Origin of the sequence: Streptomyces xanthochromogenes (genome assembly GCF_014650455.1) — a bacterium.
Lineage (GTDB): Bacteria > Actinomycetota > Actinomycetes > Streptomycetales > Streptomycetaceae > Streptomyces > Streptomyces xanthochromogenes.
This window is the reverse complement of record NZ_BMUZ01000004.1, coordinates 475468-500487: the sequence shown is the minus strand read 5'-3', so window position 1 is coordinate 500487 and position 25020 is coordinate 475468. Positions and strand designations below refer to the sequence as shown.

At 72.7% G+C, this 25020-nt stretch carries 23 protein-coding genes; 10 read left to right on the top strand and 13 right to left on the bottom strand.

The features are described from left to right. Positions 1–76 precede the first annotated feature (76 nt). Together IE267_RS13250 and IE267_RS13245 are read right to left on the bottom strand one after the other, a co-directional pair. Entirely contained in the window at positions 77–802 is a 726-nt protein-coding gene (locus IE267_RS13250) for a class F sortase (RefSeq protein WP_189763320.1), read from the bottom strand. Further along, positions 789–1403: a hypothetical protein gene (locus IE267_RS13245; RefSeq protein ID WP_229861089.1), complete on the bottom strand. Its 615-nt coding sequence runs from the start codon at positions 1401–1403 to the stop codon at positions 789–791. Before IE267_RS13245 ends, IE267_RS13250 begins: the two co-directional genes overlap by 14 nt. Before the next feature lie 384 nt (positions 1404–1787). On the opposite strand from IE267_RS13245, the gene IE267_RS13240 reads away from it, so the two are divergent. From IE267_RS13240 to IE267_RS13220, 5 genes are all read left to right on the top strand, one after another. Beyond that, positions 1788–2159 (top strand): peptidase inhibitor family I36 protein, encoded by a 372-nt coding sequence (locus IE267_RS13240; protein WP_189763319.1) that lies wholly within the window; start codon positions 1788–1790, stop codon positions 2157–2159. Positions 2160–2277: 118 nt separating this feature from the next. Beyond that, a complete protein-coding gene (locus tag IE267_RS13235) occupies positions 2278–5460 on the top strand; it encodes an amidohydrolase family protein (protein ID WP_189763318.1) in 3183 nt (1060 codons plus the stop codon). Positions 5461–5623: 163 nt separating this feature from the next. Continuing rightward, positions 5624–6304: an ABC transporter permease gene (locus IE267_RS13230; RefSeq protein ID WP_167162217.1), complete on the top strand. Its 681-nt coding sequence runs from the start codon at positions 5624–5626 to the stop codon at positions 6302–6304. After that, positions 6301–6975: an ABC transporter permease gene (locus IE267_RS13225; RefSeq protein WP_189763317.1), complete on the top strand. Its 675-nt coding sequence runs from the start codon at positions 6301–6303 to the stop codon at positions 6973–6975. The genes IE267_RS13230 and IE267_RS13225 overlap by 4 nt, the downstream gene beginning before the upstream one ends. After that, a complete protein-coding gene (locus IE267_RS13220; protein WP_189763316.1) occupies positions 6972–7910 on the top strand; it encodes an ABC transporter substrate-binding protein in 939 nt (312 codons plus the stop codon). Before IE267_RS13225 ends, IE267_RS13220 begins: the two co-directional genes overlap by 4 nt. A 17-nt stretch (positions 7911–7927) precedes the next feature. Here IE267_RS13220 and IE267_RS13215 read toward each other — a convergent pair whose 3' ends face one another. The 8 genes from IE267_RS13215 to IE267_RS13180 form a co-directional block, all read right to left on the bottom strand. After that, positions 7928–8611 carry a lipase family protein gene (locus IE267_RS13215; RefSeq protein ID WP_189763315.1) on the bottom strand — a complete coding sequence of 228 codons (684 nt, stop codon included), beginning with the start codon at positions 8609–8611 and terminating at the stop codon, positions 7928–7930. 143 nt (positions 8612–8754) lie between these two features. Next, positions 8755–9915 carry an ABC transporter ATP-binding protein gene (locus IE267_RS13210; RefSeq protein WP_189763314.1) on the bottom strand — a complete coding sequence of 387 codons (1161 nt, stop codon included), beginning with the start codon at positions 9913–9915 and terminating at the stop codon, positions 8755–8757. 97 nt (positions 9916–10012) lie between these two features. Beyond that, positions 10013–11509, bottom strand: a complete 1497-nt coding sequence (locus IE267_RS13205; RefSeq protein ID WP_189763313.1) for a sensor histidine kinase — start codon at positions 11507–11509, stop codon at positions 10013–10015. 12 nt (positions 11510–11521) lie between these two features. After that, positions 11522–12256, bottom strand: a complete 735-nt coding sequence (locus IE267_RS13200) for a response regulator transcription factor (protein ID WP_167162205.1) — start codon at positions 12254–12256, stop codon at positions 11522–11524. Between the two features lie 41 nt (positions 12257–12297). Next, complete coding sequence (locus IE267_RS13195; RefSeq protein WP_189763312.1) at positions 12298–12909, bottom strand: DUF5666 domain-containing protein; 612 nt, start codon at positions 12907–12909, stop codon at positions 12298–12300. A gap of 26 nt (positions 12910–12935) precedes the next feature. Then, positions 12936–14147, bottom strand: a complete 1212-nt coding sequence (locus tag IE267_RS13190; RefSeq protein ID WP_189763311.1) for an ABC transporter permease — start codon at positions 14145–14147, stop codon at positions 12936–12938. Beyond that, positions 14144–14998 (bottom strand): ABC transporter ATP-binding protein, encoded by an 855-nt coding sequence (locus IE267_RS13185; protein ID WP_167162199.1) that lies wholly within the window; start codon positions 14996–14998, stop codon positions 14144–14146. Before IE267_RS13185 ends, IE267_RS13190 begins: the two co-directional genes overlap by 4 nt. After that, positions 14995–16365 (bottom strand): efflux RND transporter periplasmic adaptor subunit, encoded by a 1371-nt coding sequence (locus IE267_RS13180; RefSeq protein WP_189763310.1) that lies wholly within the window; start codon positions 16363–16365, stop codon positions 14995–14997. The genes IE267_RS13185 and IE267_RS13180 overlap by 4 nt, the downstream gene beginning before the upstream one ends. Positions 16366–16639: 274 nt before the next feature. Here IE267_RS13180 and IE267_RS13175 point away from each other — a divergent pair, with 274 nt between their 5' ends. Then, positions 16640–17257, top strand: coding sequence for a hypothetical protein (locus IE267_RS13175; RefSeq protein ID WP_189763309.1), 618 nt, complete (start codon positions 16640–16642; stop codon positions 17255–17257). Between the two features lie 196 nt (positions 17258–17453). Here IE267_RS13175 and IE267_RS13170 read toward each other — a convergent pair whose 3' ends face one another. Both IE267_RS13170 and IE267_RS13165 read right to left on the bottom strand, forming a co-directional pair. Continuing rightward, complete coding sequence (locus tag IE267_RS13170; RefSeq protein ID WP_167162193.1) at positions 17454–18881, bottom strand: alkaline phosphatase family protein; 1428 nt, start codon at positions 18879–18881, stop codon at positions 17454–17456. A gap of 200 nt (positions 18882–19081) precedes the next feature. Beyond that, complete coding sequence (locus IE267_RS13165) at positions 19082–19570, bottom strand: SRPBCC family protein (protein WP_229861087.1); 489 nt, start codon at positions 19568–19570, stop codon at positions 19082–19084. A 163-nt stretch (positions 19571–19733) separates the two neighbouring features. On the opposite strand from IE267_RS13165, the gene IE267_RS13160 reads away from it, so the two are divergent. Further along, complete coding sequence (locus tag IE267_RS13160; protein ID WP_189763308.1) at positions 19734–20567, top strand: enoyl-CoA hydratase/isomerase family protein; 834 nt, start codon at positions 19734–19736, stop codon at positions 20565–20567. Between the two features lie 16 nt (positions 20568–20583). Here the strand turns inward: IE267_RS13160 and IE267_RS13155 are convergent, their stop codons facing one another. Next, on the bottom strand, positions 20584–21498 hold the full coding sequence (locus IE267_RS13155) for an SDR family oxidoreductase (RefSeq protein WP_189763307.1): 915 nt from the start codon (positions 21496–21498) through the stop codon (positions 20584–20586). Between the two features lie 257 nt (positions 21499–21755). On the opposite strand from IE267_RS13155, the gene IE267_RS13150 reads away from it, so the two are divergent. From IE267_RS13150 to IE267_RS13140, 3 genes are read left to right on the top strand one after another with little or no spacing between them, the layout of a single operon-like run. Beyond that, complete coding sequence (locus IE267_RS13150; protein ID WP_189763306.1) at positions 21756–22724, top strand: NADPH:quinone oxidoreductase family protein; 969 nt, start codon at positions 21756–21758, stop codon at positions 22722–22724. Then, complete coding sequence (locus IE267_RS13145; RefSeq protein ID WP_189763305.1) at positions 22721–23902, top strand: acyl-CoA dehydrogenase family protein; 1182 nt, start codon at positions 22721–22723, stop codon at positions 23900–23902. The genes IE267_RS13150 and IE267_RS13145 overlap by 4 nt, the downstream gene beginning before the upstream one ends. Continuing rightward, entirely contained in the window at positions 23899–25008 is a 1110-nt protein-coding gene (locus IE267_RS13140) for an acyl-CoA dehydrogenase family protein (RefSeq protein ID WP_189763304.1), read from the top strand. The genes IE267_RS13145 and IE267_RS13140 overlap by 4 nt, the downstream gene beginning before the upstream one ends. Positions 25009–25020 lie beyond the last annotated feature (12 nt).

Genomic DNA, 25020 nt, shown 5'->3' with positions numbered 1-25020 from the left:
CGAGACGGACCTGAGGTTCCTAGTGCCGTGGCCGGAAAAGATGCGGCACTTCGGCCGTCCCGCTACTGGCGTCCCGCTAGGACCGTTGGCCCCGATGAGCCGGCCGGAGCGGGGAGGCGCGGACCTGGGTGAGATGGGCGAAGACGACGATGTTGCTCTCGTACCCCGTCTTCGTGCTGAACCGGCCGCCGCAGGTGATCACGCGCAGCTCCGGCCGGCCCGTCGAACCGTAGACCTCCTGGTCGGGGAAGCGTGCCTTCTCGTACGTCGTGACCCTGTCCACCGTGTACACGGCGACCCGGCCGTCCGCCCGGCGGGCCTCGACCGTGCGGCCGGGGCGCAGCGTCCGCAGGGCCGCGAAGACGGCGGGCCCGGTCCTGGTGTCGCGGTGTCCGACGGCCACGGCAGTCCCCAACTCGCCCGGGGACGGCCCGCCTTGGTACCAGCCCGCCACCTTGGCGTCGTCCACGGGCGGCGTGGTGAGGCGGCCCTGGGCGTCCAGGCCGAGCGGGACGACCGGTGCCTCGATGCCGAGGTGGGGGACCGCCAGTGACACCGCGGGGGACGGCGGCAGCGGGACCGGCACCGGCGGGCGAGTGGCCGCCGGGCCCCGGCTGTCACCGGCGGACGAGACCGTCACCTCGCCGTCGCGGGGCCCGGCGGCCGTCGTCGCCGGGCCCTCGTCGTCCTGTGCCCACCAGACGCCGCCCACCACCAGGGACAGCGTCAGCGCCGCCGTCCGCGTCAGGCGGTAGGCGCGCGTCCGTCGCCGGGTGAGGGGTGCGCCTCTACGCTGCGCCATCGGGGCGGCGGCGCAGACGGCGGATGTACAGCACCCCGGCGACCGAGACGAGCCCCACGCCCGCCACCGCCCCGGCCTGCGGGACACCCGCGCTCTCGGCGAGACCGCCGCCGCCCGCGGGCACCCCGCCGTGCGGTGCCACGCGGGTGGAGACGGGCGTCTTGCACTGGACATCGAACACCTTCTGCTTGCCCGCGCCCTTGCCGCCGACGATGTTCCACACGAGCTTGTACTGCCCGTCGGGCAGCGTCAGAGGTGTGGAGTGCCCGGTGCCGGCGGCGAGTTGGAGGGTTCCGGACAGTGACGCGCCGCCCGCCCTGACGGGCTGGGTGCTGATCTGGTACGTGACGCCCTGGACGGTGTCGAAGTTGAAGGCGTCCAGGTAGAAGCCGCAGACCTTGGGCTCGTTGCGCTGGTCCGTGAACTGCGTACCCATCGAGTGGATCTTGACGTCGCCGTTGTCGCCGGGGGCGGCGGATGCCGTGGGCGCGCCCGCCAGGAGCGTCCCCGCGACGGTGAGCGCGGCGACGGCGGCGACGCGCGTACGCGGACTGCGGAGGGTGGGCACGGTGGTCTGGGCGTGAAGGGCTCGGGCAGGCATGTGCGTTCCTCTGGCTCGAATGATTGTCATACAAATGAGGTCTCTGGGGGACTCCCTTTCATGCCCCTGGGGTGTCGCGCACGCACCCCGCCGTGCACCCCGCCGGATATCACCCGTCCGCCCCAACGAACGACCGCGGGGCGCGCGGAGCGGACCCCGGCGCACCACCGGAGTGTGCGCCCGTCTGCTCCCGCACCTGCCCGGTCGGCGTGAAATGCCCTGCTGGCGGGCTTGGCGCGACGAAATACTGGGCGGTGTTCTCGCGGGGTGGGCCCAGCGGTGCGACCGTCCGGCCGTGGCCTCCCCGCTTCCGCGCGATCCTCGGCGGCCGGCCCCTGGGGCCCGGCCCCAGGGGACCGCCGACGAGAAAGAGGTGCTCCACCCATGCGCCGTACGCACTCGTTCGCCGTCGCCTCCGTGGCCCTGGTCGCCGCCCTCGGCGCCGTCCCCACCGCGACCGCGGCCCCCGCCCAAGCGGCGGCCTACAACTGCACGTCCGGATACTTCTGCATCTACAGCGGCTGGAACGGCGGGGGAACCCGCTGTCAGTGGTCGCAGTCCAAGCTGGCGAACACCGCGGACAACTGCTCCTTCATCCAGAAGGGCCAGAAGGTCCTCTCGCTGTGGAACAAGACCGGCCACCGCGTGCAGTACTACACCCAGACCAACTACAACGCGCGCGTCGGGTCCACCGAGTCCGGCAAGGGCGGCAACCTCCAGGGCAGCTACCAGATCCGGTCCTTCGAGCCCCAGTAGACGGGCCCGGGCGGAGCCCAAGGGGGTTGATCCATCGGGGGGTTGGCGAGCGACCTTACCCATTTGGCGTGATGGCGGTGTTGTCCCCGCGCCACGCGGTGCGCGAGCGTGCTGTGTCATGGACCCCGACCGCACCTCCCCCTCCCTCTCCCGCCGTCAACTCCTCGCCGCCGCGGGCGCCGCCGGGGCCGTCACCGCCGTCGGCGTCGTGCCCGCCCCGGCCCTGGCCGCGCCGCGCACCAGGCTCTCGCTGTCCTTCACGGCCGCCACCAACGGCGCCGCGAGCCTCTCGCCCGCGGGGGACCGGCTGATCGCCGAGATCCAGGACGTCCTGTGGTCCCTGCCCCGGGCCGGCGGCAGGGCCGAGCCGCTCACCCCGGCCGGACTCGAACCCACCCGTCCCGTGCACGCCCCCGACGGAGAGCTCATCGCGTTCAGCGCGTACCAGGGCGGCACCTACCACATCTGGACCATGCGGCCCGACGGGTCCGAGGTGCGCCAACGCACCGAAGGGCCCTGGGACGACCGCGGCCCCGCCTGGTCGCCGGACGGCACGCGCATCGCCTTCTCCTCCGAACGCGGCGGCGATCCGGTGGCGGGCAGCCCGTACCGCATCCACGTACTCGACCTGCGCACCGGCCGCGCCACCCGGCTCACCGGCCTCTCCGGCCAGGACGGGCCGCTCCAGGACGGCCCGTTCGAGGACTTCGACCCGACCTGGTCGCCCGACGGCAGGCGGATTCTCTTCGTCCGCGCCAAGGGCGTCACCACGCCGTTCGGGACCGGTGTGGACGCCAAGACCATCGCGGCCGTCCCCGCCCAGGGAGCGGCCGAGGTCACCACCGTCCACATCGAGACCGAGAACGCCCAGGTCATGACGCCGGCCCTGCACCCCGACGGCCATCGCCTCGGCTATTTGCGCACCACCGCGGCACCCAATGCCTCCTGCGTCCTGGTCGTCGACGGCGAGCCCGTTCCGGTCGCCGGAGACATCGCGCCGACGCCTCCGCGCTGGACGCACGACGGCAGACTGCTGCTCACCGTGAACGGCGCGTTCACGCTGGTGCGCCCGGAGAAGCCCGCCGAGGCCGAGCCCATCCCCTTCGAGGGAGTGCTGCCCGTCGACCGCCGGCGCTACCCCGTCAAGTCGTACGACCTCGGCGAGGAACGGGTGCGCCCGGTGCGCGGCATCCATCTGCCCGCGCTCTCGCCCGACGGCAGAAGCATCGCCTTCGCCGCCCTCAACTCGCTCTGGCTCGCGGACACTTCGGGGGGCAAACCGCCGAGGCTGCTGCGCCAGGCGGCGCCCACGCAGTACCTGCTGGGCCCGGTCTGGGCGCGCGACGGGCGCTCACTTCTATACGCCGACGACCGCGACGGACTGTTCGGCATCTACCGGCACGACCTCTCCGACGGGACGGAGAGCGCGCTCGCGACCGGCGGGCGGGTGTTTCCGGCGCTCTCGCCCGACGGCGGAAGGCTCGCCTCGATCGACATGTCGGGGCGGCTCGTCGTGCGGGACCTCGCGAGCGGCGCCGAACGCGTCCTGGTGTCGGCGCTCGCCGCGGGCGGGCTGCCGGGACGGCCGAGCTGGTCGCCGGACGGCCGCCATCTCGCCCTGTGCGACCGCAACCGGCTCAACCTGCGGTTCCGCGAGGGCTACAACGTCATCCGGGTGGTCGACACCACGACCGGCGCCGACCGGCTGCACGCCGTGGCCCCGCACGTCCCCATCTCCGACCGTTACGACTCCGGGCCCGTGTGGTCACCCGACGGGCGCTGGATGGCGGTCGTCGTGGAGTCCGCGCTGTGCGTCCTGCCCGTCGCGCCCGACGGCACCCCGCAGGGCACGCCGCGCACCCTCACCACGGAGCCCGCCGACCACCCGTCCTGGTCCGGCGACTCCAGGACGCTGCTCTACCTCTCGGGCGCGCGGCTGCGGCTCATCGGCGTCGACGGCGGTGGCGCCCGTACCGTGCGGGTGGCGCTCGACCAGCGCAGGCCGACGCCCGCGGACACCGTGGTGCACGCCGGACGGCTCTGGGACGGCACCGGCGAATCGGTGTGCGAGGACGTCGACATCGTGGTGCGGGCGGGTCGCATCGCCGCCGTCGAGGCCCACCGCAAGCGTGCGGCGCGGCGCGTCGTCGACGCCTCCGGGCAGACCGTGGTCCCCGGGCTCTGGGACACCCACACCCACCCCTGGCAGAGCACCTACGGCGGCCGTCAGACGGCCGGCCAGCTCACCTACGGCATCACGACCGCCGTGTCGCTCGGCGGTTCCGCCTACGAACAGGCCCGCATTCGCGAGGCGGTGGCCACCGGCCGGCTCGCCGGGCCGCGCCTGCTGACCACCGGGGAACTGCTCGACGGCTCCCGCGTCGCCTACAGCATGGGCCGGGCCCACCGTACCGAGGAGGGCCTGAGGCGTTCCCTCGAACGCGGCGTCGCCCTCGACTGGGACTTCGTCAAAACCTATGTACGGGCGCCCAGTTGGCTGATGCGCGAGGCCGCCCGGTTCGCCCACGAACGACTCGGCGTGCGCTCGGGAAGCCATCTGCTCTCCCCGGGCGTGCAGATCGGACAGGATCTGACGACCCATCTCCTGGCCACCCAACGGGCCGAGTTCGGCCACGCGACCACCGCGACCGGGCGGGCCTACGAGGACGTCCTCGAGATCTACACGGCTCGCGGCATCGACTTCGCCCTCATCGTGACGCCGTTCACCTCCGCGCCGCTGCTGGGCGCGGACCCGGCCCTGGCCGACGATCCCCGGGTCAGCACCGTGATGCCGCCGTGGGACTCGGCTGCCGTACGGCAGTCGGCCGGCACGCCGCCCACCTCGGCCCAACTGGCCACCCTGCGCACGGAGATCGACGTGTACCGCCGAGTGATCGACGGCGGCGGCCTGCTCGCACTCGGCACGGACCAGCCGCTCGTGCCCGTCGGGCTCTCCCTCCACCTGGGGCTTCGCGCCCTCCATCTGGGCGGCCTCTCCCCGGCGGCGGCCCTGCGGACCGTGACCGTCCACCCCGCCCGCCTCTTCGGGCTCGACAAGGACCTCGGCACGGTCGAGCGCGGCAAGCTCGCCGACCTCACCCTCGTCGACGGCGACCCGTTCGGCGACTTCGACTCCCTGGTGCGCACCACGGGCGTGCTCAGGGGCGGCGTGCCGTACACCACCGCCGATCTGGTGTCCGCCTTCCAGCCGCACGAGCGGCACCCGGCGGCGCGGGCCGAGGACTGGCTGGAGGTGGGCCGGGTCATGCGCCGAGAGGGCTGCTGCGACGCCGGACTGTGAGACGCCGGGCCGGGCCGCCCGCGTGGCCCGGCCCCGCGGGTCCGGGACGCACGACGGCGACCCGAGAACGCCGAGCCCCCTGTGCGCCCCCGGATCACAGCGGTTTCCCCGAACAGCCCACCAGGACGCGCGGCCGGGCGGGGGCGCGGGCTCCAATGAACGGGTGACCGCGCCTCCCGACGACTGCCTCGCGCGCAATGAGTGGATCTGCGGCGCGTATCTGACGAGCCGTGGCCACATCCTGTGGGACGCGGTGGTCCAGCACCTCCAGCTGACCGCGGTCTCCGTGGCGATCGGCCTGCTCATCGCCGTACCGCTGGCCGTCGCGGCCCGCCGCTGGCGCTGGGCGGCCGGCCCCGTCCTCGGCATCACGACCATCCTCTACACCATTCCGTCGCTCGCCATGTTCTCGCTGCTCCTGCCGGTGTACGGGCTCTCCGCGTCGATCGTCGTCGCGGGTCTGGTCCTGTACTCGCTGACCCTGCTCGTGCGGAACATCCTGGCCGGGCTCCGGGCCGTGCCGGAGGACACCCGGCAGGCGGCCCGCGGCATGGGGTACGGGCCGGTGCGGCTGCTCCTGGCGGTGGAGCTCCCGCTGGCGGTCCCGGCCGCCATGGCAGGACTGCGGATCGCCACCGTCTCGGCGGTGTCCCTGGTGACGGTCGGCGCGATCGTCGGCTACGGCGGGCTCGGCAACCTGATCTACTCCGGGATGAACACCTACTTCAAGGCACAGGTGCTCACCGCCTCCGTGCTGTGCGTGGTGATCGCCGTCGCCGCCGACCTGCTGCTGCTCGGCATCCAGCGCCTGCTGACCCCCTGGACGCGGGCGGTGCCCTCATGAACACGCTCTCCGACACCTGGTCGTGGCTCACCTCGGCCGCCCACTGGTCGGGCGAGAACGGCATCTGGAACCGGCTTGGCCAGCACCTGTGGCTCACCGCGCTGTGCCTCGTCCTGAGCTGCCTCATCGCGCTGCCCGTCGCGCTGGTCCTCGGCCACCTCGGCAAGGGCGGCACCCTCGCCGTCAACATCTCCAACGTGGGCCGCGCGGTGCCCACCTTCGCCGTCCTCGTCCTGCTCCTGCTCACCCCGATCGGCAAGTACGGCGAGTGGCCGACCATCATCGCCCTGATCCTGTTCGCCGTGCCGCCACTGCTGACCAACGCCTACGTCGGCATGCGCGAGGTCGACCGCGACGTGGTGCGCGCGGCCCGGGGCATGGGCATGACCGGACGCCAACTCCTGTTCCGAGTCGAGCTCCCGCTCGCCCTGCCGCTGATCCTCACCGGGGTGCGCATCGCCGCGGTTCAGCTCGTCGCGACCGCCACGCTCGCGGCCCTGGCGGGCGGCGGTGGGCTCGGCCGGATCATCACCGCCGGGTTCAACCTCGCCTCGACGCCCCAAGTCGTCGCCGGTGCCATCCTGGTAGCGGTCTTCGCCCTGGTCGTGGAGGGCCTCTTCGAGGTGGTCCAGCGCTTCGCGCCCCAGTGGGCGAGGGGCGGATTCGGATGAGGCCGCGCCTGCTGCTCGCCGCCCTCGCCCTGACGGCGGTCACCGCCTGCACCACCGGCCCGAGCCTGGAGAAGCAGGGCACGGTCACGGCGCCGCCCGGCGACAGCAAACACCTGACGATCGGCTCCGCAGGGTTCACCGAGAGCGATCTGCTCGCCCAGATGTACGCGCAACTGCTCGCCAAGGCGGGCTACAGCACGAAGATCCTGTCGGTGACCAACCGGGAGATCTACGAACCCGCCCTGGAGAGCGGCCAGATCGACGTCGTGGCGGAGTACGCGGCCACCTTCGCGGACTGGCTCAACGCCAAGGCGCACGGCGCCGACGCCAAGCCCGTCGGCTCGCCCGATCTGGACAGCACGATGACGGCGCTGCGCGCCCTCGCCACCCCGCGCGGCCTCACCGTCCTCGACCCCGGCCGGGCGGTGGACCAGAACGCGTTCGCCGTCGCCCGGTCCTACGCGCGCGAACACCGGCTCAAGACGCTGAGCGACCTCGGCGCGGCGAAGCTTCCGGTACGGCTGGCCGCGGGCGACGAATGCGTGCAACGCCCCTACTGCGAGCCGGGGTTGAAGAAGGTGTACGGCATCGACGTGACCGCCGTCGATCCCAAGGGCGTCGGCACCACTCCGGCCAAGCAGGCCGTCCAGAGCGGCCAGGACCAGATGGTCCTGACCACCACGACGGACGCCACGCTCGGCCAGTTCGGCCTGGTGCTCCTCGCCGACGACAAGCACCTGCAGAACGCGGACTACATCGTGCCGGTGGTCAACCGCTCACGGGCCGGCAGCGCGGGCGTCACGCGCGCGCTCGGCCGGCTCAACACGGTGCTCACCACGGCCGACCTGGCCTCCCTCAACGAACAGGTCGACAGCTGGCGCCGGTTGCCCGAGGACGTGGCGAGGAACTACCTCAAGTCGAAGCACCTGATCTGACGCCACGGGCAACAGGCCTACCGCTTGAGGAAGTCGAGCACTCCCTGGGCGATGGGCGCATCGGTCAGCAGGTTGTTGTGGGCGAGACATCCCGCATCGGTGTTGACCGCACCGGACAGCGGGACACTGCTGTTGGGCAGGATGAACTCGTCGCAGTGCGACCAGAACGTGGCGTACTTGGTCGGGCCCGGGGTCTCGCCGCCGCTCGCCAGATGGCTCTCCACGTACGAGTTCGGGGTCATGTCCCGGCATCCCTGGTCCCAGATCGCACACGCCCAGGCCAGGCTCGTCCCGTGGTTGGGGCCGCCGAGGGACACCCAGTGCCGCACCACGTTCGTGCCGCCGCCGAACTTCACGTACCAGCGGGTGGGCAGACTGCCCTGGCTGTGCGCGACGATGTCGACCTGCGAGGAGCCGGTCTGGGCGCGCACGGAGTCGACGTACGCGGCGAACTGGCCGGCCAGCACCTCGTTGGTCGACCGGCTGGAGTCGTAGCCCCACGCGAAGAGGTCACCGTCGGGGTAACCGGCCTGCTTGAAGCGGTCCTTCATGGTGCCCCACACGCCGGGATCGGCGTTGCGGCCGTGCACGAAGACGACGGGGACCGGGGCCGCGGCCGCCGGGTCGGCCTGGGCGGTGGGGGCGAGGGCGATCGTGCCGGCGAGCAGAGCGAGCGCGGTGGCGGCGGGTGCGAGGCGCATGGCGGCTCCAGCGGGGGTGGGGTGCGGGGATGCCCCGTACGAGGGCTACCGGATGGTAACCATGCGCTCCGTGGAACGTAAGAGGCGGGCGGGCCCAACTTCAACCGTGTTTGGGTGAGTTGGGGGCACCAGGTCCCGGGCGCTCAGGCGTCCGCGACCGAGTCGAAGTCGACCTCCGTCCGCTCCACCCCCAGCGCGTCCGCGTCCACCGAGCGGCGCAGCGCCTCGTGCAGCTTGGCGGGGGTCAGGACACCGAGGAAGCGGGCACCGTCCACCACGGCGACCCAGCCCGCATCGTGCTGCAGCATCTCGCTGAAGGCCTGCTTGAGCGGCGCCCCGACCGGCACCCAGGCCTCCATGCGCCGCGCCAGGTCCGCGACCGCGCCCGCACCCGCGAGGGAGAGCTCGTCGGTGGCGACCCAGCCGTGCAGCTCGCCGCCCTCGTTCAGCACCACCGCCCAGCGCGCCTCCTCGCCACGCAGCCGGGCCGCGGCCGCCGCCGCGCCCTCGTCGAGCCGTACGACCGGCGGCTGCTCCAGGTCGTCCGGCTCCACCGTCGTGACCGACAGCCGTTTCAACCCCCGGTCCGCGCCGACGAATTGGGCCACGTACGCGGTGGACGGCGCCCCCAGGACCGATGCGGGAGTGTCGAACTGCTCGATGCGCCCCGACCCGTACACCGCCATGCGGTCGCCCATCCGCACGGCCTCCTCGATGTCATGGGTGACCAGGAGGACGGTCTTGCGCACGGTCGCCTGGAGGCTCAGGAACTCGTTCTGGAGGCGTTCGCGCACGACCGGGTCCACCGCGCCGAACGGCTCGTCCATCAGGAGCACCGGAGGGTCCGCGGCCAGCGCCCGCGCCACGCCGACCCGCTGGCGCTGACCGCCCGAGAGCTGCGCGGGGTAGCGCGGTCCGTACGTCGACGGGTCGAGCCCCACCAGGTCGAGCAGCTCGGCCGCCCGGGCCCGGGCCTTCGCCCGCTTCCAGCCGACCAGCGCGGGGACCGTCGCGGTGTTGTCGAGGATCGTGCGGTGCGGGAAGAGGCCGACCTGCTGGATGACGTAGCCGATCCGGCGGCGCAGCTTGACCGGGTCGAGCGTGGCGATGTCCTCGCCGTCGACCAGGATGCGGCCCGAGGTGGGCTCGATGAGCCGGTTCACCATCATCATCGTGGTCGTCTTGCCGCAGCCGGACGGCCCGACCAGGGTGACCAGTTCGCCCTCCGCGACCTCGAAGGACAGGTCGTCGACGGCACGGGTGCCGTCCGGGTAGACCTTGCTGACCTGCTCGAACCGGATCATGGACCCACGCTAGGAGCCCCGGGCCCCGCCCGCACTCGGGCCGGTCCGGGGGAGTGGGCCGGAGCGGGTCCTGTCCGGCGCCCGACCCGCCGCCCGCTCAGGCCGCGGCGGGCAGCAGCACCCGGAACACCGCGCCCTCGCCCGGCGCGGTCCGCAGTTCCACCCGGCCGTCGTGGGCCTGTACCAGGGCCGAGGCGATGGCGAGGCCCAGGCCCGCGCCGCCCCCGGTCTGCCGGCTGCGTGAGGCGTCCACGCGGTAGAAGCGCTCGAAGACCCGGGCCGCCTGTTCGGGCGCCAGACCCGGCCCGGAGTCCGCGACCTCGATGAGGCAGAAGCCCTCGGCCGCACCCACCCCGATGCGTACCGGCGTACCCGACGGCGTGTGCGCGACGGCGTTGCCCACGAGGTTCGCGACCACTTGGCGCAGCCGCGCCTCGTCGCCGAGGACCGGCGCCGGTCCCGGCGCACCCGTGCCGTCGGGCCCGGTCAGGGACACCTCGCGGGTCGGGTCGAGGGCCCGGGTGTCGTGCAGGGCGTCCACCGCCAGGGTGCGCAGATCCATCGGGGCGAGCTGGAGCGGGCGCTGCTCGTCCATGCGGACCAGGGTGAGCAGGTCCTCGACCAGGCCGCCGAGCCGTACCGCCTCGCTCTCGATGCGGGCCATGGTGCGCTTCACATCGGCCTCGTCGGGGAGCGCACCCATCCGGTACAGCTCGGCGAAGCCGCGGATGCCGGCCAGCGGGGTGCGCAGTTCGTGGCTGGCGTCCGCGACGAAGCGGCGCATCTGCCCCTCCGACTCGGCGCGCGCCGCGAACGCCGATTCGAGCTGGGCGAGCATCCCGTTGAGCGCACTGGTGAGCCGCCCGGCCTCGGTGCGCGGCGAGGCGTCCGGCATGCGGTGCGAGAGCGGCCGGCCGGCCGCGATCTCCGCCGCCGTCGCCTCGATGCGGCGCAGCGGGCGCAGCCCGGCCCCTACCGCGAACCAGCCCGCCACCCCCAGCAGCAGCGCGACGACGACCCCGATGAGCTGGAAGGCGGTGGCCAGATGGTCGACCGTGGAGGACACCTCCTCCAGGGGCGCCGCCACGACCACCCCCGCGGGCAGCGCCGGGTCACCGCTGTCCACCGGCACGATCAGCATCCGCCAGCTGCCGCCGCCGTGATCGCTGGGCACCTCGAAGGGCTTGCCGAGACGGGCCCGGAGCGCCGCCGCGTCCATCACCGGCCAGGTCGGCCGGGGATCGCCGGCCGAGACCGGCTGGCGGAACTGCTCGGTGACCTTGCCGTCGTCCGCCGCGAACGCGATGACGTACTGGCTCGGCAACCAGGCCCGGCCGCCCCCCGTTCGGCCGGGCCTGGGCGCGGGGGTGCCCTCGACGCCGACCCGGTGCGCCACCGAGTCCCCGAACCGGTTCAGCTGCTGGTCCACCCGCTGCACCAGCTGGGCCCGCACCGAGCTCAGGACCACCGTGTCGCTGACGGTGAGCCCGAGCGCCACCAGGGCCATGGCGAGCAGCACGAGCCGGGAGCGCAGCGACAGCGCGGCGAAGCGGCGCGGCAGCCGGCCGAGCCGCGCTGCGAGGTACCTCAGCATCGGGCGGACACCTCAGGACTGGGGCCGGCGCAGCACGTAGCCGATGCCGCGCACGGTGTGGATGAGCTTGGGCGCGCCGTCCGCCCCGGAGTCGACCTTGCGGCGCACGTACGAGATGTACGACTCGACGATGCTGAGGTCGCCGCCGAAGTCGTACGCCCACACGTGGTCCAGGATCTGGGGCTTGGACACGACCCGGTCGGCGTTGGTCATCAGATAGGCGAGCAGCTTGAACTCGGTGGGGGACAGCGACACCGGCCGCCCGGCCCGCAGCACCTGGTGACCCACCGGGTCGAGTTCGAGGTCGCCCGCCACCAGACGGCCCTCGCCGCTCGGGCCGCCCGTGCGGCGCAGGATGGCGCGGATGCGGGCGATCAGCTCCTCCAGGCTGAACGGCTTGGTGACGTAGTCGTCGCCGCCCGCCGTCAGGCCGCTGATCTTGTCGTCGACGCCGTCCTTCGCGGTGAGGAACAGCACCGGCAGATGGTCCGCACCCGGCCCCGCGCCCGGCTCCTCGCGGAGCCTGCGCACCACCGCGAAGCCCGTCATGTCGGGCAGCATCACGTCGAGCACCACCAGGTCCGGGCGCTCCTTGGCGACGGCCGCGAGCGCGTCCGCTCCGGTGGCCGCCGAGACGACCTTGAAGCCGACGAAGCGCAGCGAAGCCGACAGCAGCTCCCTGATGTTGGGCTCGTCGTCGACGACCAGCAGGCTCGCCTCGGGCACGGCAGCGTCCGTCGGGGCCATCGGGTTCCTCCTCGTGACGGCGTGGGCGGGTGGGTGCGCGGTCAGCCCCGGCCCCCGCCGAAACCGGTCGCGCCGCCCTGGGTGACGGTGGTCGCGGCGACGTCTCCCGAGGCATTTCGACTGCCGCGCACGGTCACCGTCTGGCCCGGCTGCAGATCGGACACCTTGCCGCTCTTGGCCTCGGTGACCTGGGTGCTGCCGGCCGTGGTGACCTTGACGACGTTGCCCTGGGTGTCGGTGACGTAGAGGGTGCTGCCGTCGACGAGCTTCACCGTACCGATGGTCGGTCCGCCCGCCGCGCCCGGGCCCGCACCGGCACCCTGCCGTTGCCCGCTCTGGGCGCCCTGCGCGGCGCCGAAGCCCTGGCGCTGGGTGCTCCCCGCGGCGCCGCCACGGGCGGCCGTGGCCGGGGAGCGCTGTGCCGAGGAGGTGTCCTGGTTCTGGTTCTTCTCCACCAGGGCACCCCCCGCGAACGCGAGCCCCGCCACCAGACCGCCCGACAACAGCAGGGTCAGCCACGGCAGTTGAGGCCGGGGCGGCGCGTTGAGCTCGGCCGAGATGTCCCGGGTGTCCGGTGGCTCGGCGAGGATGTCCTCCGGATCGCCGGCCTGCGTGGGGCCGGCGTTCTCCAAGATCTCGGCGTTGCCGAACATGTCCTCTCCCTGTCCGTACATGGGGTTCATTCGTGCCGCAGCGCTTCGATGGGCCGCAGGCTCGCGGCGCGGTTGGCGGGATAGCCGCCGAAGAACAGCCCGATGGCCACCGCGATGGCGAAGGCTCCGACGACCGATTCGGGGATGATCACCGGCTTGATGCCGACGATCGTGAAGTGCGAGCCGATCAGGCCGGCGGCGACACCGAGCCCACCGCCGATCAGCGAGAGCAGGGTCGACTCGGCGAGGAACTGCCCGAGGATGACGCCTCGCGGGGCTCCGATCGCCTTGCGGATGCCGATCTCACGGGTTCGCTCGGTCACCGTCACCAGCATGATGTTGGTGATGCCGATCCCGCCGACCAGCAGTGAGATCGCCGCCACCGCGCCCAGCAGCACCGTGAACGTCTTGTTGGTGTCCGCCTGCGTGGTGAGCAGGGAGGCCTGGCTGCTCACCCGGAAGTCGAGCGCGGTCGGGTCCTTGATGCCGTGCCGGCCCATCAGCACGGTGGTGATCTCGTTCTGCGCCTGGGTGGTGGCGTCCGCCGACTTGGCCTCGACGAGGATCTGCCCGATCGAACCGAACCCGGTGAAGGCGTTCTGCACGGTCGGCAGCGGCGCGACCACCACGTCGTCCGGGTCCTGGAACCCGGTGCCGCCCTTGGTGGCGAGCACCCCGACCACCGTGAACGGCGTGCCCCCGAGCGTCATCTTCCTGCCGACCGGGTCCGCGTTGCCGAACAGGTCGGTCGCCGTGGTCGAGCCGATCACGGCCACCTTCCGCGAGCCGAGCACATCGTCGTTGCTGAAGTAGTCGCCGTGCGTCACCTTGCTGTTGGACGCCTTGAAGTACGCCGGGTAGGTGCCGACGACCTGGCTCACCGTGTGCGAGGTGCCCTCGTACAGGGCGGTTTCCGACGTGGTGGTCTCCGGGGCGACCGATTCGATGTGCGGGGCGGCCGCCGGGTCGGCGAGCGCCCGCGCGTCGTCCACGGTCAGCGGCTTGGTGACGGTCGCCGAGCGCGAGCCCCCGAAGCCGCCGCCCGAGGACACCGTGAGCGCGTTGGTGCCGAGCTTCTCGATCGAGTCCTTCACCGCCTGCGAGGAGCCGTTGCCCACCGCCAGGAGCACGATGACGGCGGCGACGCCGATCAGCACCCCCAGCATCGTCAGGGCGGAGCGCACCTTGTTCGCCGCGAGTCCGCCGAAGGCGAAGCGCAGCGTCTGGAAGAGGCTCACCGGCCGCCTCCGACCAGGGAACCGGACTCGCGCAGCACGGGCGGCGGGCCGTCGACCGGTGCCTGCCGCACATCGTCGACGATCCGGCCGTCGACGAGCCGTACGACCCGCTTGGCGTGCCGGGCCACCTCGTCCTCGTGGGTGATCAGCACGACGGTGCGGCCGGACGCGTTCAGGCGGTCCACGACCGCGAGCACCTCCTCGGTGCTGTGGCTGTCGAGGTTTCCGGTGGGCTCGTCCGCGAGCAGCATCGCGGGCGCGGTCACCAGGGCGCGGGCCACGGCCACGCGCTGCTGCTGGCCGCCGGAGAGCTCGTTGGGCCGGTGGTCCATCCGGTCGGCGAGGCCCACCAGGGTCAGCGCGGCCTCGGCCCGACGGCGCCGCTCTGCGGGCTTGACCCCGGCGTACGCCAGCGGCAGTTCGACCTGGGCCAGGGCCGGGGTGCGCGGCACGAGGTTGAACGACTGGAAGACGAAGCCGATCTTGCGGTTGCGCACCAGCGAGAGCTGACGTTCGTCGAGGCCGCCGACATGGATGCCGTCGAGCAGGTACCGCCCGGAGGTCGGCACGTCGAGGCAGCCCAGGATGTTCATCAGGGTGGACTTGCCGGAGCCCGAGCTGCCCATGACGGCCACGAAGTCGCCCTGCTGGACGACCAGTTCGACCCCGAGGGCCTCACCGCTCACCGGATCGAGGGGCCCGCTGAGCGCGTGGACGGCGGCGTCGCCGTGACCGTACGTCTTGATCAGCGAGCGCACCTCGATCACCGGAGCCGGCGCCCAGGGCCCCTCGTCGGGCTTGGACCCGGGCAGCGCGGCGGCCCTGCGCGGCCATCGGAGCGGCGGCGTCATCCGCGGCCACCCCCGCCGCCACCGGCACGAGCGCCGCCGCCCGTGGTGGTGCCGCCCCCACGGGTGCGCCCGGGGGCGCCGCCGCCGAACCCGCCGGGGAAGGTTCCGCTCGGGAAGCCGCCCTGGCCGGTCGCGGACACACTGGCGAGCTGGACCTTCTCGCCCTCGCTGAGCCCGCTGAGGATCTGGTCGGAGCTGTCGCCCTCCAGGCCCACCGTGACCGGGGTGCGCTCGGTGCTGCCGTCGGCCTTGACCACGGTCACCGTACGGTTGGCGCCGGTGCCGGTCACCGCGGTGGTCGGCACCGTGAGGGCGCCGGAGGCCTCGCCCGTGACCACCTGGATGCTCGCGCTGAGCCCGGTGCGCAGATCGGCGGTGGGGCTGGTGACGGTGAGGGTGGCCGCGTACTGAACCGCGCTCCCGGAGCCGCTGTTGCCGCCTCCGCCCGAGCCGGAGCCGCTGCTGACGGGCAGTGAACTCACCGCGAGCACCCTGGCGTTGAGGACCTTGTCGGACTCGGCGTTGAGCGTGACCGTCGCCGCCTGGCCGGGCTTCAGCTTGAGCGCGTCGGCCTCGGAGAAGTTCGCGGTGACCTGCATGCCGGACGGGTTGGTGAGCACCACGAAGCCGGACAGAGTGGATGAGGAGGCCGAACTGGCGCTGCTGGAGCTGGAGTTGGAGCCACCGCTCGAACCTCCGCTGCCGCCGCTCGTTCCGTTGCCGCCCGTGCCGGTGACGGTGTCGCCCGTCTTCGCCGACACGGACGCGACGGTCCCGGCGACCGGGGCGGTCAGCGTGGTGCCGTCCACCGCGCGCTGGGCGGCGTCCACCGCGTTCTGCGCCTGGGTGAGCTGGGCCTCGGCCTGGGCGAGCTGGGCCGGGTCGACCGTCGGGGTGGCGGCGGGGACGGGCGCGGTGTTGGCGCCGCCGCGCGTCGACGAGCCGCCACTCGTACCGCTCGCCGTGCTCGAACTCGCCTGGCCCTCCTGCACCTTGGTGAGGTTGGCCTGCGCCGCCGTCAGGGACGCCTGGTCCTGGGCCAGGGTCTCCCTGGCAGCGGTCGCGTCGACCTTGCCGAGGACTTGGCCGCGCGAGACCTTGTCGCCGGGTTTGACGTCGACCTCGGTGAGCTTGCCGCCGGTGGTGAAGTTCACCCCGGCGTCGCTCGGCGAGGCCAGCGACCCCGAGCCGGACACGGTGGCGAGGACCGTGCCCCTGGTGACCGCGACGGTCTTCTCACCGGTCCGCGCGGGAGCGCTGTCGTGGCTGGTCACCGCGGCGTAGGCGCCGCCGGCACCGGCCAGGACGGCCACACCGAGCACCGAGTTGATCAGGACGGCTTTGCGCCGTCGTGGGAGCACCTTCATGACGGCGGATCCTGGCCGCCCGCACTTTGGAACCCCTGGGAGCATTCTGGGAGTTCCCTGGGAACACGCATGCGGACCGAACTTCTCATGAAGGACTTACCGGTACGTATCGCACCGCCACCCGCGCCCCGGACGCTCCTCGCGGACCCCGACCCCCAGGGAACTCCCAGCCCTTCCCCCGGCGGCGCCCACCCGCGTGCGGTTCAGTCATGGGTCGCCGACGGCGTGCACAGCGAGGCCGTCGTCCGCCCAACGTACCGAGGAGACACCGGACATGACCTGGACCAAGGGCAGGCCCGCCACCGCGCGTGCCGCGATCGCGGCACGCGCCGCAGTGTCCGCCGCCGCTGTCACGGCGTGCGGCCTGCTGCTAGCGGCCTGCTCGTCCTCGGCCGCGAACAGCAGCGCCCAGGCGAAGCCCACGGCCTCGGCGTCCGCCGCGGCCAAGGGCATGGACGCCTACCGCCAGTGTCTGGCCCAGCACGGCGTCACGATGGCGCCGCGCCCGAGCGGCAGCGGACGGCCCAAGGGGGCGGGCCGTCCCAGCGGCGCGACCCGGCGACCCGGCGGTGGCGGGTTCGGCGGCTTCGGAGGCGGGGCCTCCGCCGACCCGGCCCAGCGTCAGGCGGCGCAGGCCTGCGCGAGCGAGCGGCCGCAGTTCAACGGGCGGGGCGGTGGGGGTGCCAACAGCACTGCGATGAAAGCGTTCACCAGCTGCCTCAAGGACCACGGGGTCGTGCTGCCCTCGCCGTCGCCGGGTGCGGGAGGCGGCGGGCTGCGCGGTCTGAACACCACGGATCCGAAGTCCGCGTCGGCGCTCCAGGTCTGCAAGGCACTTCTCCCGCAACGGAGTTCGGGAACTCCGACCCCCTCGTCGAGCCCGACGTCCTGAGCGCGGGCCCTGCTCCCGACCGCGGACCGTGGTCGCTCCTCGCCCAGTTCCTCGCGCCCCTTGGTGGCACTGGTGTCGGCCGGCATCGGGCATTTTCAGCCTGTCCGGCGATTGAGGACGAGCGCCCTTCAGGCGCGAACGGGGGTCTGGGGGCGGAGCCTCCAGGAGGTACTGGAGACTCCGCCCGCAGCGGGGGCTACACGTGCGGCCGGTGGCCGCGTTCCTGCTTGGGGAAGGACTGGTCGGCACCAGGCAGCTTCGGCTTCGGCAGCGTCGCCACCTCACGCTTGGCCTCGGCCAGTTGCTCCGCCGTGTCGTCCGGCAGCCGAGGCGGCTTGGGCTGCCCGCTGTTGAACCGGAACGCCGAGGTCAGATCGCCGAAGGTGCGGCGACGCCACTGGCTGATGTTCGGCTCCTTGACCCCCGTGAAGTGCTCCAGGAACCGCAGTGCGGACGTGTGGTCGAAGGCCTCGCTCGCCACCCAGCCGCCCACGGTCCACGGCGAGACGATGATCGCCGGGACCCGGAACCCGCCGCCGATGGGCAGTCCGCCCACGAACTCGTCCGCGGTACCCGCCTTCGGGGTGGGCGGGGCCACGTGGTCGAACAGACCGTCGTTCTCGTCGTAGTTGAGGATGAACGCGGTCTTCGCCCACACCTTCGGGTTCGACGCGATGGCCTCGATCTTCTGCGCCACGAAGTCGGCCCCGGCGGCCGGCAGGTAGTCCGGGTGCTCGGACTGGTAGCTCGTCGGCATGATCCAGGAGACCGCCGGGAGCCGGTCGGCCGCGGCGTCGTCCTCGAAGGTGCCCACGGGCTGCGGGCGCACCCCGCGCTCGTACAGCGCGGAGCCCGGCTTGGCGTCGCGGAAGCTCTGGAACTGTTCGAGCAGGTTGCACCCGTAGTCGTCGTCCTGCTGGTAGACCTTCCAGCTGATCCCGGCGGCCTGGAGCCGCTCCGCGTACGTCGTCCAGCGGTACGGCTTGGGCGCGGTGTTGTTGAGCACCGGGCCGCCCTTGGTGCCGCCCGGGTCGATGCTGCCCGTCATCCAGTAGAGCCGGTTGGGCCACGTGGGGCCGAAGACCGAGCTGTAGTAGTTGTCACAGATGGTGAAGGTCTCCGCGAGCGCGAACTGGAACGGGATGTCCTCGCGCGTGTAATAGCCCATCACATAGGGCCCGTTGGCGCCGTCCGCCTTGCGGTGGGCGGGCAGCCACTGGTCCATCTTGCCGCCGTTCCAGGACTGGTGCTGCACCGACCAGGCATGGCTCGTGGACGGGATGGCCTGCGCACTCGTGCTGCGCGTGTCCAGGTGGAAGGGCAGCAGATAACCGCGCGGGTTCACCGAGTCGGGCTGGTAGAACACCGAACGCCCGTTGGGCAGTTTGAGGGCGTTCGGATCGCTGAACCCCCGGACGCCCGACAGCGTTCCGAAGTAGTGGTCGAACGAACGGTTCTCCTGCATCAGCATGACGACGTGCTTGACGTCCCGCAGCGAGCCGCTCCGGGGCGGCCCGGCGGCGACGGCCTTCTGGACGCTGGGCGGCAGCAGGCTGAGCGCCGCCGCACCTCCGATCGCCCCGGCCGCCGATCCGAGGAGTCTGCGTCGTGTCAACTCGGCCATGAACGCCCCTTCCAGAGCTGTCGGTTGAGACCAGTGACGTGGACCTGCCACTCAGTCTGGTCCCGTTCGGTGTGGGGCGGTGGAGTCAACCGGTGAACACGCGCCCAACGAAGAGCAAGAGCTTGCCCAAACCCGGGCCCGAGCCTCATCCGTCCCACCGCACGGCACCGCGTCAGGGGTGTGTGGCACATCGACGTCCTTCAGTGGGTGTCCGCCGCCGGTCCGGCGAGGATCTGGTCCTGGTGCGGTAGTACCAGGTCTCTCCAGGCCGCCTCGGTGGCCGCACGGGCGATGTCGTCGTAGAACCCGGCGTGGGTGAGCCTCAGTCGCGTCCCGGAGGCGTGCGGCGCGAGCTCGACGGTGACCACCGTCTCCGCCCCCGCCGTGCCTCCGCGGCCGGTGACCCAGGTGAGTTCGACCAGCCGGTCGGTTTCGAGGCGCAGGAAACGGCCGTAGTGCGGGTGCCGGGTCGGGGGCGTGCCGGGCTCCGGCGCGTATTCAGTCTCGAAGAAGAACGGCATGTTGACGCGGGGCGTCATCGTCACCGATCCGGGGGCCGCGAACCAGAGGTCGAACCGGTCCGTCCACGCGCGGTAGAGGGCGTGCGGATCCGCCCGCATCTCACGCTCGATGACGAGGCGGTGGGGGCGGTCCGACAGATCGGGCACCCGGGAGGGGTCGCTGTTCACGAGGCGGTGCTCCATTCCGCGCGGAGGCCGGGATCACGAATACCGCAAGCGGCCCCCGTCGGCGCTGTGTTGAAGGAAGTCGGCCCGGACCTGGTTGATCCATCGGGCAGCGTCTAGTCTCGAGTGACCTGACGGCTGGTCAGCATAGGGAAGGGGAGAGGCGTTGATCGACACCCTGGACCGGCGGGTCGCCGAGGGCGAGGAGCGGATCAGGCTCGATGTCCGTACGGGGATCGGCGTCCTCAGCCTGTGCCGGCCCGACAAGCTGAACGGGTGGAGCTGGGAGGCCAGCCGCCAACTGGGCCTGCTCGCCGACCGGATCCGCTTCGACGAGTCGATCAGGGTCGTGCTGCTCCGGGCCGAGGGCCGCGCCTTCTGCGCGGGGATCGATGTCACCGCCCCGGGCGGCGCGATCACCGGACGCTCCCCGGCCGAACGCACCCATCACTACTACGAGGGCATCCGCTGGGTCCATGAACGCTTCGCCGCCTTCGCGCGCCTTCCGCAGCCCGTGGTCGCCGCGGTGCAGGGCTACTGCCTCGGCTTCGGCTTCGAGCTGACTCTGATGGCCGACATCAGGATCGCCGCCGACGACGCCGTGTTCGCCCTTCCGGAGACCGGCATCGGGGTGGCCGTCGACGCGGGCGGCGACCTGCGCATCGCGCGCGACGCGGGCGCCGGCTGGGCCAAACTCCTCGCGCTCACCGGACGCCGCATCGACGCCCCCACTGCCGAACGCATCGGAATCGTCCAACAGGTGGTGCGAAGGGCCGAGTTGGAGTCGGCCGCCATGGAGCTCGCGGGCGAGATCGCGGCCAACGCGCCCCTGGCCGTGCGGTCCGTCAAGCGGAACATCGACGCCTTCGCCGACGCGGGCCTGGCCGAGGCGCTGGACCGCACCGCCCTCGCCGCGGCCCTCACCCTCACCTCCGAGGACGCCCGGGAGGGCTACTCCGCCAAGGCCGGTCGGCGCCCCGCGGCCTTCGACGGGAAGTGAGCGGGCGGCCGCGGCGCTACTGCCCGAACGGCCCGCGGCCGAGCTGCTCGCGCACGCTGTTCACCGGCGGCGTCACCAGGGCGCGCCGCTGCCAGTTCGCCCCGTCCACCACCAGGGTGTGACCGCTGATGAAACGGGCGTACGGAGAGGCGAGGAAGGTGGCGGCCCAGCCGAGCTCGCGCGGCAGTCCGACTCTCAACGCAGGCTGACGTAGGGCGAGTTCACCCTCGTCCGCGGCACGGTCGAGGCCGCGCAGGATCGACTCGGGCAGATCCGGGTGCGGCATCAGGCCGGGCACCAGACCGTTGACCTGAATGCCGTACGGGCCCCACTCCACGGCCAGGGTCTCGACGAGATTGCGTACGCCCGCCTTCGCCGCCGCCGAGTGGGCGTGGCCCGGGCCGCCGGTCCAGGCGTACGAGGCGCCGATGTCGATCACCGAGCCGGGGGTTCCGGCCGCGAGGTGGCGGCGGCCGAACTCGCGCGTCATGAACCAGGTTCCGGTCAGCGTGATGTCGAGGACCGCGCGCCAGGCATTCGGCGACAAGTCCTCAGCAGGAGAAGGAAAGTTGGCGGCCGCGTTGTTCACCAGGACGGACGGCGGGCCGAGCGCCGACTCGGCCGCGTCGAAGACCTCGGCGATCCGCTCCGGCTCCCTGATGTCGCACACCGCCGTCACGACCCGCCCGCCCAGCCCGGCCAGCTCCTCCTGCGCGGCCTTGAGCCGGTCCGCCGAGCGGCTCACGATCACGAGGTCGGCGCCGAGCCGCGCGAACTCGGCGGCCATCGCCTTGCCGAGCCCCGACCCGCCCCCGGTGACCAGGACGACGCTGCCGTCGTACGTGCCCGGGGGCAGCGCGCACGTTCCGAGCGGGGGAGGCGCGGGCAGCCCGGGGTGCGGGGGGCGCGGCGGTGGTGCGGCTGCATCCATGGCGTATCTGTACCGGGTGCCGCCACAAACCACCAGGGCCGCGCGGTGGTCGGGCGTGCGGAGGCGAGGAGCTCCCGCCGCCGGGGCGGGCCGGGGCCCGGAGGCACCGGGCCCGCGGGCCGGGCCCGATCCGGCGAGCTCTTTCCCCGGAAGCAAGCGACCGCTTAGTATGCCCTGGAGCAGTGCAACGTACTCAGCGATGCGGAACGTACTCAGCGGTGCGCGGCCGCATCGCGTCCGGCGTGTGGAGGCCCCGAATGCAGGCATGGCGAGTGCACGAGAACGGCGAGCCGGGCGAGGTGATGCGGCTCGACGAGGTCGACCGGCCCGAGCCCGGCCCCGGCCAGGTGCTGCTGCGGGTCCGTGCCGCGAACATCAACTTCCCCGACGCGCTGCTCTGCCGCGGCCAGTACCAGATCCGGCCGCCGCTGCCGTTCACTCCGGGTGTGGAGATCTGCGGGGAGACGGAGGACGGCCGCCGGGTGATCGCCAACCCCGCACTGCCGCACGGCGGACTCGCCGAGTACGTCGTCGCCGACGAGACGGCCCTGCTGCCCGCGCCCGAGGCGCTCGACGACGCCGAGGCCGCGGCCCTGCACATCGGCTACCAGACCGGCGTGTTCGGGCTGCACCGCAGGGCCCACCTCCAGGCGGGCGAGACGCTGCTCGTGCACGCCGCCGCCGGGGGAGTGGGCAGCGCCGCCGTGCAGCTCGGCAAGGCCGCCGGGGCCCGTGTCATCGGCGTCGTCGGCGGGGCCGAGAAGGCCGCCGTGGCACGCGAGTTGGGCTGCGACCTGGTCATCGACCGGCGCACCGACGACATCGTGGCCGCGGTGAAGGAGGCCACCGCGGGACGAGGCGCCGATGTCATCTACGATCCGGTCGGGGGTGACGCCTACGCCAAGTCCGCCAAGTGCGTCGCCTTCGAGGGCCGGATCGTGATCGTCGGCTTCGCCGGCGGATCGGTCCCGGCGCCCGCGCTCAACCACGCCCTGGTGAAGAACTACTCGATCGTCGGACTGCACTGGGGCCTGTACGCACAAAAGGACCCGGACTCGATCGCACGCTGCCACCAGCAGCTCACCCGGCTCGCGGCCGAGGGCGCGATCAAGCCGCTCATCAGCGAGCGGGTCCCGCTGAAGGACGCCGCGGCCGCGGTGCAGCGCGTCGCCGACGGCACGACCACCGGCCGAGTGGTCGTCCTCCCGGACGGAGCCGCCCGATGACCGATGCAGCCGAACTGCGCACCCTTACCCGCGAGTTGCTCGAAGCGCACCCCCCTGCCGCCACGGAACCGCTCGACTTCCTCAAGGCCCGCTTCGACGCAGGGCTCGCCTGGGTGCACTACCCGGTAGGCCTCGGCGGCCTCGATGTGCCGCGCTCGCTCCAGGCCGTCGTCGACGCCGAACTCGCCGCCGCGGGGGCACCCGACAACGACCCCCGCCGGATCGGCATCGGCCTCGGCATGGCCGCGCCCACCGTCCTCGCGTACGGCACCGAAGAGCAGAAGCGGCGCTTCCTGCGTCCCTTGTGGGTGGGCGAGGAGGTCTGGTGCCAGCTGTTCAGCGAGCCCGGCGCGGGCTCCGACCTCGCCGCGCTCGGCACCCGCGCGGTGCGCGACGGCGACGACTGGGTGGTCGACGGGCAGAAGGTGTGGACCTCAAGCGCCCATCTGGCCCGCTGGGCCATCCTCATCGCCCGCACCGACCCCGGCCTGCCCAAGCACCGGGGCATCAGCTACTTCATCTGCGACATGACCGACCCCGGCGTCGAGGTCAGGCCGCTGCGGCAGATCACCGGCGAGGCCGAGTTCAACGAGGTCTTCCTCACCGGGGTGCGCATCCCCGACGCCCACCGGCTCGGCGAGGTCGGCGAGGGCTGGAAGGTCGCCCAGACCACCCTCATGAACGAGCGGGTCTCCATCGGCGGCATGCGCATCCCGCGCGAGGGCGGCATGATCGGCCCGGTCGCCCGCGCCTGGCGGGAGCGGCCCGAGCTGCGCACCCACGACCTGCACCAGCGGCTGCTCAGCCTGTGGGTGGAGGCGGAGGTCGCCCGGCTCACCGGCGAACGCCTTCGCCAGCAGCTCGTCGCGGGCCAGCCGGGCCCCGAGGGCTCCGGCATGAAGCTGGCCTTCGCCCGCCTCAACCAGGAGATCAGCGGCCTGGAGGTCGAACTCCTCGGCCAGGACGGCCTGTTGTACTCGGACTGGACCATGCGCCGGCCCGAGCTCGTCGACTTCACCGGCCGTGACGCCGGCTACCGCTATCTGCGCTCGAAGGGCAACTCGATCGAGGGCGGCACGAGCGAAGTGCTCCTCAACATCGTCGCCGAACGCGTACTGGGCCTGCCCGCCGAGCCGCGCAACGACAAGGACGTCGCCTGGAAGGACCTGGCCCGATGACAGCACAGACCGCCGAAGAAGCAACCCCGGACCTGCTGTATTCCGAGGCCGAGGACGACCTCAGGGCGGCCGTGCGCTCCCTGCTCGCCGACCGCACCGACACTCCCGCTGCCCTGGCCCGTGCGGAGTCGGACACGCCCTGTGACCGGGAGCTGTGGCGAGCGCTCGGCGCGGGCATGGAGCTGGCGGGGCTGCTCGTGCCCGAGAAGCTCGGTGGACAGGGCGCCTCGCACCGCGAGGCCGCGGTGGTCCTGGAGGAGATCGGACGGTCGGTGGCTCCGGTACCGTTCCTCACCAGCGCCGTCATGGCCACCGAGACCCTCCTCGCACTGGGGGACGCGAACGAGGAAGTGGCGTCCCTCGTACGCGAGTTGGCGTCGGGGCATCGGACCGCGGCCCTCGTCGTGCCGTTCTCGGCGGGGCCGTACGCGGTGCGGCTGCCGGAGACGCTGACCGGGACCGTCTCCGCGGTCGCGGACGCCGCCACCGCCGATGTGCTGCTCGTGCCGACGGGCGAGGGCCTGTACGCGGTGGACGCCGCCGAGGCCACGGTCGTCGCGCTCACCCCGCTCGACCTGACCCGCCCGCTCGCCGCCGTCAGCCTCGACGGTCTGCGCGGCACCCTGCTCGCCGGGCCGGACGCCACGCTCGCCGCGGTGCGCCGGGGGCTGCTCGCCGGGGCCGGGCTGCTCGCCTCCGAACAGCTCGGGGTCGCCGAGTGGTGCCTGACCGAGACGGTGTCGTACACCCGCGAGCGCAAGCAGTTCAACCGGCCGGTCGGCTCCTTCCAGGCGCTCAAGCACCGGATGGCGCAGCTCTGGCTGGAGGTCGTCTCGGCGCGCGCCGCCGCCCGCAACGCCGCCGACGCGCTCGCGACCGGCAGCCCCGAGGCGCCGCTCGCGGCGGCGGTCGCCCAGGCGTACTGCGCCCGGGTCGCGGTGCACGCCGCCGAGGAGTGCGTCCAGCTCCACGGCGGCATCGGCATGACGTGGGAGCACCCTGCCCACCTCTATCTGAAGCGCGCCAAGTCGGCCCAGATCGCGCTCGGTTCGGCGGGTGAACACCGGGCGGGCATCGCGGACCTGGTCGACCTGCGGGCGCCCTGACGGACATCCCGG

Coding starts and splice junctions, on each gene's coding strand:
- IE267_RS13250 (WP_189763320.1), bottom strand. CDS start 802: ATGGCGCAGCGTAGAGGCGCACCCCTCACCCGGCGACGGACGCGCGCC.
- IE267_RS13245 (WP_229861089.1), bottom strand. CDS start 1,403: ATGCCTGCCCGAGCCCTTCACGCCCAGACCACCGTGCCCACCCTCCGC.
- IE267_RS13240 (WP_189763319.1), top strand. CDS start 1,788: ATGCGCCGTACGCACTCGTTCGCCGTCGCCTCCGTGGCCCTGGTCGCC.
- IE267_RS13235 (WP_189763318.1), top strand. CDS start 2,278: ATGGACCCCGACCGCACCTCCCCCTCCCTCTCCCGCCGTCAACTCCTC.
- IE267_RS13225 (WP_189763317.1), top strand. CDS start 6,301: ATGAACACGCTCTCCGACACCTGGTCGTGGCTCACCTCGGCCGCCCAC.
- IE267_RS13220 (WP_189763316.1), top strand. CDS start 6,972: ATGAGGCCGCGCCTGCTGCTCGCCGCCCTCGCCCTGACGGCGGTCACC.
- IE267_RS13215 (WP_189763315.1), bottom strand. CDS start 8,611: ATGCGCCTCGCACCCGCCGCCACCGCGCTCGCTCTGCTCGCCGGCACG.
- IE267_RS13210 (WP_189763314.1), bottom strand. CDS start 9,915: ATGATCCGGTTCGAGCAGGTCAGCAAGGTCTACCCGGACGGCACCCGT.
- IE267_RS13205 (WP_189763313.1), bottom strand. CDS start 11,509: ATGCTGAGGTACCTCGCAGCGCGGCTCGGCCGGCTGCCGCGCCGCTTC.
- IE267_RS13200 (WP_167162205.1), bottom strand. CDS start 12,256: ATGGCCCCGACGGACGCTGCCGTGCCCGAGGCGAGCCTGCTGGTCGTC.
- IE267_RS13195 (WP_189763312.1), bottom strand. CDS start 12,909: ATGTTCGGCAACGCCGAGATCTTGGAGAACGCCGGCCCCACGCAGGCC.
- IE267_RS13185 (WP_167162199.1), bottom strand. CDS start 14,998: ATGACGCCGCCGCTCCGATGGCCGCGCAGGGCCGCCGCGCTGCCCGGG.
- IE267_RS13180 (WP_189763310.1), bottom strand. CDS start 16,365: ATGAAGGTGCTCCCACGACGGCGCAAAGCCGTCCTGATCAACTCGGTG.
- IE267_RS13175 (WP_189763309.1), top strand. CDS start 16,640: ATGACCTGGACCAAGGGCAGGCCCGCCACCGCGCGTGCCGCGATCGCG.
- IE267_RS13170 (WP_167162193.1), bottom strand. CDS start 18,881: ATGGCCGAGTTGACACGACGCAGACTCCTCGGATCGGCGGCCGGGGCG.
- IE267_RS13155 (WP_189763307.1), bottom strand. CDS start 21,498: ATGGATGCAGCCGCACCACCGCCGCGCCCCCCGCACCCCGGGCTGCCC.
- IE267_RS13150 (WP_189763306.1), top strand. CDS start 21,756: ATGCAGGCATGGCGAGTGCACGAGAACGGCGAGCCGGGCGAGGTGATG.
- IE267_RS13145 (WP_189763305.1), top strand. CDS start 22,721: ATGACCGATGCAGCCGAACTGCGCACCCTTACCCGCGAGTTGCTCGAA.
- IE267_RS13140 (WP_189763304.1), top strand. CDS start 23,899: ATGACAGCACAGACCGCCGAAGAAGCAACCCCGGACCTGCTGTATTCC.